Below are 7,059 nucleotides of genomic sequence, written 5' to 3' on the forward strand. Positions count from 1 at the left end.
TCGAAAAGGCAGGTGAAGAAAGAAGCTCAACTTGACAAAGAATGAGCCATCGTGAAATCAAGTAAGCGCGTCCCTTCGGTCCGGTGAAGCGGGTGGCTCAAAACCGTGAAATAGCCTGGCTCAATATCGTGATATCCTCCATTACTGGCGCCATTCGCAGACTCCTTGCAGAGCATGGGTTTTGACCACACTCGGTACTTAAACACACGAATCCTTGTCGTCCTCGAGTTGGCTGAGATATTAAAAACATACGGCGCATAGCTCAGCCTTTTGGGATGTGCGAGAGGATGGTTTCTTGCGAATATTGGGAGAAAATATTGGACAACTTCGAACAATCGCGGAATGCAGTTAAGGTTCGTGGCACAGAAATCCTTGGGGACGACAGCACTTCTCACTACCGCCAAAAGTTAGCGCGCATTGCACTGGATGAGATGTATCAGTTCGTGGCGCTCCTCGACGCCAAAGGAACTCTTTTAGAAGTTAATCGAGCGGCTCTAGAGGGCGCAGGCTTAAAGCTTTCTGATGTAGAGGGAAGACCGTTTTGGAAGTGCTTTTGGTGGGCTGTCTCGGAGGAAATCCAGGAAACACTTAAGAATGCAGTATCGAGAGCGTCTCAAGGTGAGTTCATTCGCTATGACGTTGAAATTTACGGTCGAGCCAATGGCAAGGAAACGATCATTATCGATTTCTCGATGATTCCAGTGAAAGACGAAACCGGTAAAGTCGTCTTCATTGTGCCAGAGGGTCGGGATATCACCGAAAAGAAGGCCCAGGAGCGCGAAATCTTTCAGAAGAATGCTGACCTTGAGGCACTCCTAAAACGAGTGGAAGAACTTGACAAAATCAAGACGCAGTTTTTCGCCAATGTAAGCCACGAATTCCGAACACCTTTGACCCTTATACTGGGTCCTCTTGAGGACGCTCTCGCCGACGCCGAAATCGCAATACTTCCCGCACACCGCGAGCGACTTGAAATCATACAACGGAATGGGCTCCGACTTCTCAAGCTTGTCAATACCCTTCTCGACTTTTCACGGATTGAGGCCGGGCGAGTTCAGGCCGTGTGTCAGGAGACCGATATAGTAGCTCTGACAAGAGACCTCACAAGCGGCTTTCGCTCCCTCATCGAACGTGCCGGTATGGAACTCGAAGTCGATTGTTTCGTAAGTGAGTCGCCGGCCCCGTTCTTGCCGCAGTAGATCTTTCAAGCTATGTTCCGCAAAATTTTTGACGGAGCATTTCCATGACCCTTGACGAAATCAAAGTAAAATTCCAAAACGAGCTTCAAAGAAAAAACTCCAATCCACGATCCCGACGCTATTCCGCGGAACTCAAAAAAGCGGTTGTAGATTCAATTCACTTGAATGGATATACGATGGCTGCCGTGAGGAGCACGCTGGGAGTGTCGGGAACCGCGCTTTCGAAATGGGTTTCGACCGGGCTGTCTGAACCTGCGAGCCTCCCCGCTCCGCAGCAGGAAGATTTCATATCAGCAAAAATTGTGGACAGGGAGGTCTCGCTCCAGCGGCTGAGTTATGCCGGCGAACCCATGAAGCTTTATCTTCCGAACGGCGTTCGGCTCGATTTTAATTGTTAAGCAGCGATTGCGGCATCTCCAATGCCAGGCGTTCTTTGATGGCATTTTCTATTTCGAGGCCAAATTTATAGGGTGAAATCAGCTGTTCACCTTTCAATGCGCGCGTGGCCATGGTCGCCATATAACCTTTGGGACTTATTCCGAGTAGCTTGCAGCTGGCGATTATTGTATAGAAGAACATCGCGGTGTCGGCTCCATTGATAGTTCTGAATCCCAGAAAGTTGTTCCTGCCCATCACAGGTCTTCTCTGGGATCGCTCGCCAGCGTTGTTATCAATTGGAATGTATGGGTTATCGAGGAACCGAACCAACCGATCCCAATTGTCAGTCGCATATGATATTGCCTTGCCAATAGTGGAGTTTACGAGGTATCTACCGCTCTGTCCGCGCATCCATTGCTGCATTCTTTCGATGACAGGTGTTGATTTTTCGGCTCTGACCTTCTGCAATTCAATAAAGTTGGAAGCCGTATGCTCAACTTCATAAAGTTCATCTATGAGATCGAGCATTTCTTCAGCCTTGGGATAGCTTTCCCTGGCATCATGGAACTTTCTTCTTACGTGTGAAAGACATAACGCAAGTGTGATTTTTTCTTCCCGTTCCAAAAACTCGTAGCCGCTGTAAGCATCGGCCATGATCACGCCGCCGTATCCCGAAAGCATTTCCCTGGCGACCTTGCCACTTCTGGTCGTTTCGTATTGATAATAGGCGCCCATCGGATTGCTGATCGACCAGACATAGCCTTTGGTTTTCGGATTCAGAATATCCATGGGACTTTCGTCGATGTGAATATGTCTGCCAGAGTGAATCTCGGAGCGTATCATAGCCGGGATTTCCTCCAAAAGCTTCATGAGATGTTCCGTAAGCGCATAGAGCGTCCTGGTGCCGACGGCAAGCCCTCTGGCAGCCATCATTTCACTCTGCCGATTGAGAGGAAGGTGATGATGAAACTTATCATCAGCCACCTGAACGGCCATGGCTACGGAAAAACGCGATCCGGCCGTGAGTTTGTCTGGGCCTTTGGCAGTCATGATTTTGCCGCAGGTCGTGCATTTGCATTTTTGCCGTTTATGCCGTTTCATCGTGTAGACTCTGTCGGTCACATCAATTTCACCGGACTCCTCGAAGGCCCCGGTCATTGGCATCAAAAGCCCCTCACCGCATGAACAGATACTGTTGCCGTCTTCGTCCTCGCTCGTTCCGGATAAATTGTTGTAAAAAACCTCCTCACACGCAAGCTCACACTCGACTTGCGACAGGTCACCGTTGATCGGCCTGTGGTTATGCAGCAGGCGATCCTTGTTTCGTCTGGAAGACGGCTTATCCTTGGCCCGTGCACGTTTTTCGGACTTTTCCGCGAAGAATCGCTTCTTAAGTAAATGCAGATCCTCAGTCAGGACGGATAGCAGATCTTCGTCGATTTTCTTTTCGAGCAGAGCCAGAGCAAGACGGCGCTCGAGATCAATCACTCGAGTCAGCAAATGGTCGCCAGCATACCGCAAATAATCGATGTCTTTTTCATTCTTAAAACTGATACGGCTTATATCAATATCCATCGCAGCATCCTTGCTTTGATGTTTTGCACCCATAAAACGACGTAAAGCTGGGCAAACCGTAGCGATTTCAGATCTTCAGATCAAGCCGAATTTCGGCGCCGGATAGAATGCTCATGAAAATATCCGCTGATACCGGGATCGATTGACCTTCGAACGAAAACTGCATGACCTTGCCACGCTCCATTTTCTTATGGTATATCGCGAGGCCTGATCCATCGAAGCGAAGCGCCTTCGCGGTTTTGCGGTCACGTGAAACGAACAAAAATATCGCGCCGCCGCGGATTTCCTTTAGGAGCACGCAGTTCACCAGCTGAACAAGTCCGGCATGCGCCTTACGGCAGTCGATGGGTTTCTTATAAATAAAGACGTCAACTGATCGTGGGTCTAAAAACATGCAGATTCCTTCCAGTGATCTGAAAGTCGGCACGTTGGCAGGAACTCAGAAAATTTCAAGAGACGGGCAGGGCTGCTGACTTACGCTCAACAGGATTGCATTGTCGTATCCAAGTCCTGCCGGGGGCCGAGATCCCCCGACATAAGCATGGCACTGCGACAAGAGATCAGAATCAGACTTGGTCGCGCATGATCCATTGCAGAAACTGTTCCTGGATTCCTTCGTTTACAAATCCAGCGTATCCAAGGATATGGATGAATCCGAACCAGTGCAGCTATGCTACAGTTGACAATGATTTAAACAATTTGTTCGCCATGTAATTGGTGTTTTCCCTGGTGACTTCGACGACCCTCCTTACTGAGGTCGTGCCCTCTGCTGCCATCCCCGCCCACTGGAAAATCAACAAAAAATTGTTAAAATCATTAGGCTAATTTCATTCTGCCAGGATTTTACACGGATCGGCGTCACTCCCCTATTCCACCCTGAAACTTTCAATTTTTATAGTTCACGCCTTCTGGTCTTAAGCTTGCTATAAACATCTGACAGATGCTGCACAGTCACGAAATTCAACACTAAAGAATGGACAAATAAGCGTGAAAACATTGAATGGAATCATTACATTTCTAGTGGTATTCACTCAGGTCAGTGGCTGTGGACGGAAGTCAGACAGAAAAAAATCGCAGCCTGATATTCCTGAAGCTGGCTTTGTGGATAAGAACAAGCCGGCCGAAGTGGATCTGACCAATCATATTATCTTCGATAAGCGGGTAACAGATCAGGCAAAAGCCGGACTTCGCGAGGATTTTTTGTGGATTGAGCGCTACGATCTCAATACGAATGCCAGTAATGACAAAGCCCTGACAGAAATTTTGCAAGTGCAAAACCTTAAAGCCGGGAGCCTGACCGGTTGGCTGAAGGAACGCATCCACTACCTGATCGCCGAGGACCTGTCTGTTTACAAGCTTGCAGCCATAAACCCTGGTGCAAAGCAACTTGCGATTGACTACATTCCACCTGCTGAAGATCCAGAGGGTAATAAGAGCCTTGCTGCAGCCATGATCGGCACAGCCCTGTTTCAGGCGAGTGGGGCTTTGAGAAGAGCCGATCCAAAATATAGTTATGCGTCAATCGACATCAATGATGAATGGATAGATGCCAATGTCCTGCGCAACGGAGTCATGCAAATTGGTCCAGCACTCTTCAATCCTGACGCTCAGCCAAGTGAGAAAGTGAATGCCTATGCAAACAGTGCTTTTCGGGTGTCGGTTCTTTTTCATGAGGCAAGACATGCTGACGGCAATTTCAATGCAGGCAGCTTTGGCTTTTCACATATTCCTTGTCCTGCCGATGCTGGCATTGCTCAGGAGTTTGTCGGTAAACCAGCGTGTGACGACAGTGCAAATGGCGCTTATTCAGTTGGATATTTCGTCCTGAAGGCCTATATCGCCAAATGTGGGAACCTCTGTACGGCCAGGGAGAAGACGGTTCTGAATAGCATTCTGCTTGATGCCCTCTCACGCGTGGTCAAGCCCAAGGACGGAAGTGCCCTGCCGGTTCGGGATCTGACTCCAGAAAAAGGCTTTCCGAAAATTGACATTTCAGGTTTTACAGAAATCGGCAGTTGAGCAGGAGGACCGATGCGCAGAGAACTTGTTGGGGTATTTATCATCCTTTTGATTTTTATTGGTGTATACTGCTTCAAGCCTGTACCCGGCAGGACGGTTTCAGATGCACAAGGACCGCCCAGCACGGCCAAAGCTGAGGGCAATCCAAAAAAGCGGAATGCGGCCAACAATACTGAGAACAAACATTCACCGAAGCCGGAGGCACTGCCTGCCAAGCCACCAGCCAGAGAAGCAGATGAAAATTCTCTGCTGGCAGCCGGAGATCCAGGTATCCACAGCCCACTGAAAGAAAAATTGCAGCGCATTATCGAAATGGCACGCCCAGTTCTTCGACAAAAAGCTGCAATTGCAGAGAGCAGCAGCTCAGAAATTATCCACAACGTTCCGAAGCAAACAATCCAGGCTGCGCAGCAGCTGGGTGATATCGCTGAACTTCAGCTGCAGCATCCGGAGCTGCAGCTGCATTTCCGGGAGTTTTATTTGGAATGTGCCAGGGACGAGCAGGTCATCACTGTAATCCGCAGCCAATGCCTTGATTATTATATGGACCTGTCAAAACTTGATCCCGGTCATAAGGAAGAGCCCTTAAGTTCCTTCCCGCCGGAAGTTGTTCGACTCTATGAAGCCTTGCAATAGATCTTAAGGAATCTGCATGCTGCGTTCTGACGAAGGGCTCCCTGGAGCGATTCGGGGGAAGTCCATGACCCACCTTAGGCCGCCGTCAGGCGTGACAGCCCTTGCAGCATCATATTTGGATGGGCGAAATGTTGATCCTAATGGACATTTCGTCTCTGGTCAGGATTATGGGGTTCCCAGAGCCCACCTTGCCGGCGAGCCATAGCCGACCTGTTTCCGAGTATTTGCCTTGAACGAATACCTTGAACCCGGGAGCAGCATCAGGGATTGCATCAACTTCTGATTCAGGCTCATCCATGGGCGGTTGCTCTCCAGCAGCCCATTTCAAAGGCTCCACGCCCAAAGCTGCGCAGTAGATCCGATTGAGGACCCCTTCAAGATCGATGCCCGACACCAAGATCTCGCGCTGATTTGGAACTGGCTTGCTTTCATTTCTCAAAGTTTTTTGGGGACGCCCGATGAACAGATTATGAGTGGGCTCCCATTCATCCGTTTCGAAATACAAGGGCATTTCGTTTGATGGGTCCCTGAACGCCCCGTTAATTTTATCCATTCCTTCCAGGGTTCCTGGCATGCCAATTTCCTGTTCTCTCAGAAGTCCAAAACAAAGACGCACCTGGCTCAAATCAAACGTCGCCCAGGTTTTCATACGTCCGAGCAGGCTCTCGTGGACAAATGGATGAGCCTCGACCGACGCCGACATTCCGCCTTTCGTGGGGTGAATAAGACTTGTCCCGTGAATTCGGAGATGACTATGAACGGGAATCAGGTCAATTGGGTCAATAGTGTCCCGATATCGTAGGCGCTTCGCTCTCTCAATCGACAGCCTGGTCACCAGATTCCAGTTGATGGCGATGATTATTTCGAAGTGAAACCCAAGATCAATAGTGTTGTTGATATTTAACAACTTCTTCAGTCTCAAAGTCTGCTCTTGAGCCTTTGACCACAGGTCGCGGAATTGGTTGCTCGACATTTCACTTCCCTCATGTGCGGAGAAACATTTTTAGCGGTCCAGGCATCCCCCCAAAAAAATTACCTGATGGCGGCGGAGAGGTAACCGAAGCAGAGGCTCTGAATTACCTTTTATATTTTAGCATAATCTCCCTGCATGCTCGCATAAGACCTCTTTTTGATGCAAGAATGTCTCTGGGCGAGATAAACGTGCAACGAAAGATCTTGCAACAGTAATGCGATGATCGACAACGATTTTATACGCATATGGACGGTGAAGCCGGAGACGAACTGAACGAAC

At 49.1% G+C, this 7,059-nt stretch carries 7 protein-coding genes; 4 read left to right on the plus strand and 3 right to left on the minus strand.

Features of this window, described 5'->3' with window-relative positions; genetic code table 11:
• Positions 1-317: 317 nt before the first annotated feature.
• Positions 318-1,199, plus strand: coding sequence for a histidine kinase dimerization/phospho-acceptor domain-containing protein (locus VE954_RS18855; RefSeq protein WP_324955584.1), 882 nt, complete (start codon positions 318-320; stop codon positions 1,197-1,199).
• A gap of 44 nt (positions 1,200-1,243) precedes the next feature.
• Positions 1,244-1,597: a transposase gene (locus VE954_RS18860; RefSeq protein ID WP_324955586.1), complete on the plus strand. Its 354-nt coding sequence runs from the start codon at positions 1,244-1,246 to the stop codon at positions 1,595-1,597.
• Here the strand turns inward: VE954_RS18860 and tnpC are convergent.
• Positions 1,587-3,152 carry an IS66 family transposase gene (gene tnpC / locus VE954_RS18865; protein WP_324955587.1) on the minus strand — a complete coding sequence of 522 codons (1,566 nt, stop codon included), beginning with the start codon at positions 3,150-3,152 and terminating at the stop codon, positions 1,587-1,589. The genes VE954_RS18860 and tnpC overlap by 11 nt on opposite strands.
• Positions 3,153-3,219: 67 nt before the next feature.
• Complete coding sequence (gene tnpB, locus VE954_RS18870) at positions 3,220-3,546, minus strand: IS66 family insertion sequence element accessory protein TnpB (RefSeq protein WP_324955589.1); 327 nt, start codon at positions 3,544-3,546, stop codon at positions 3,220-3,222.
• Between the two features lie 593 nt (positions 3,547-4,139).
• Here tnpB and VE954_RS18875 point away from each other — a divergent pair.
• Positions 4,140-5,171 (plus strand): hypothetical protein, encoded by a 1,032-nt coding sequence (locus tag VE954_RS18875; RefSeq protein WP_324955591.1) that lies wholly within the window; start codon positions 4,140-4,142, stop codon positions 5,169-5,171.
• A 12-nt stretch (positions 5,172-5,183) separates the two neighbouring features.
• Positions 5,184-5,807 (plus strand): hypothetical protein, encoded by a 624-nt coding sequence (locus tag VE954_RS18880; protein WP_324955593.1) that lies wholly within the window; start codon positions 5,184-5,186, stop codon positions 5,805-5,807.
• 109 nt (positions 5,808-5,916) lie between these two features.
• Here the strand turns inward: VE954_RS18880 and VE954_RS18885 are convergent, their stop codons facing one another.
• Entirely contained in the window at positions 5,917-6,780 is an 864-nt protein-coding gene (locus VE954_RS18885; RefSeq protein ID WP_324955595.1) for a hypothetical protein, read from the minus strand.
• Between the last annotated feature and the right edge of the window lie 279 nt (positions 6,781-7,059).

This window comes from Oligoflexus sp., from assembly GCF_035638955.1.
In the GTDB taxonomy this organism is placed as follows: Bacteria; Bdellovibrionota_B; Oligoflexia; order Oligoflexales; family Oligoflexaceae; genus Oligoflexus.

Coding starts and splice junctions, on each gene's coding strand:
- VE954_RS18860 (WP_324955586.1), top strand. CDS start 1,244: ATGACCCTTGACGAAATCAAAGTAAAATTCCAAAACGAGCTTCAAAGA.
- tnpC (WP_324955587.1), bottom strand. CDS start 3,152: ATGGATATTGATATAAGCCGTATCAGTTTTAAGAATGAAAAAGACATC.
- tnpB (WP_324955589.1), bottom strand. CDS start 3,546: ATGTTTTTAGACCCACGATCAGTTGACGTCTTTATTTATAAGAAACCC.
- VE954_RS18880 (WP_324955593.1), top strand. CDS start 5,184: ATGCGCAGAGAACTTGTTGGGGTATTTATCATCCTTTTGATTTTTATT.
- VE954_RS18885 (WP_324955595.1), bottom strand. CDS start 6,780: ATGTCGAGCAACCAATTCCGCGACCTGTGGTCAAAGGCTCAAGAGCAG.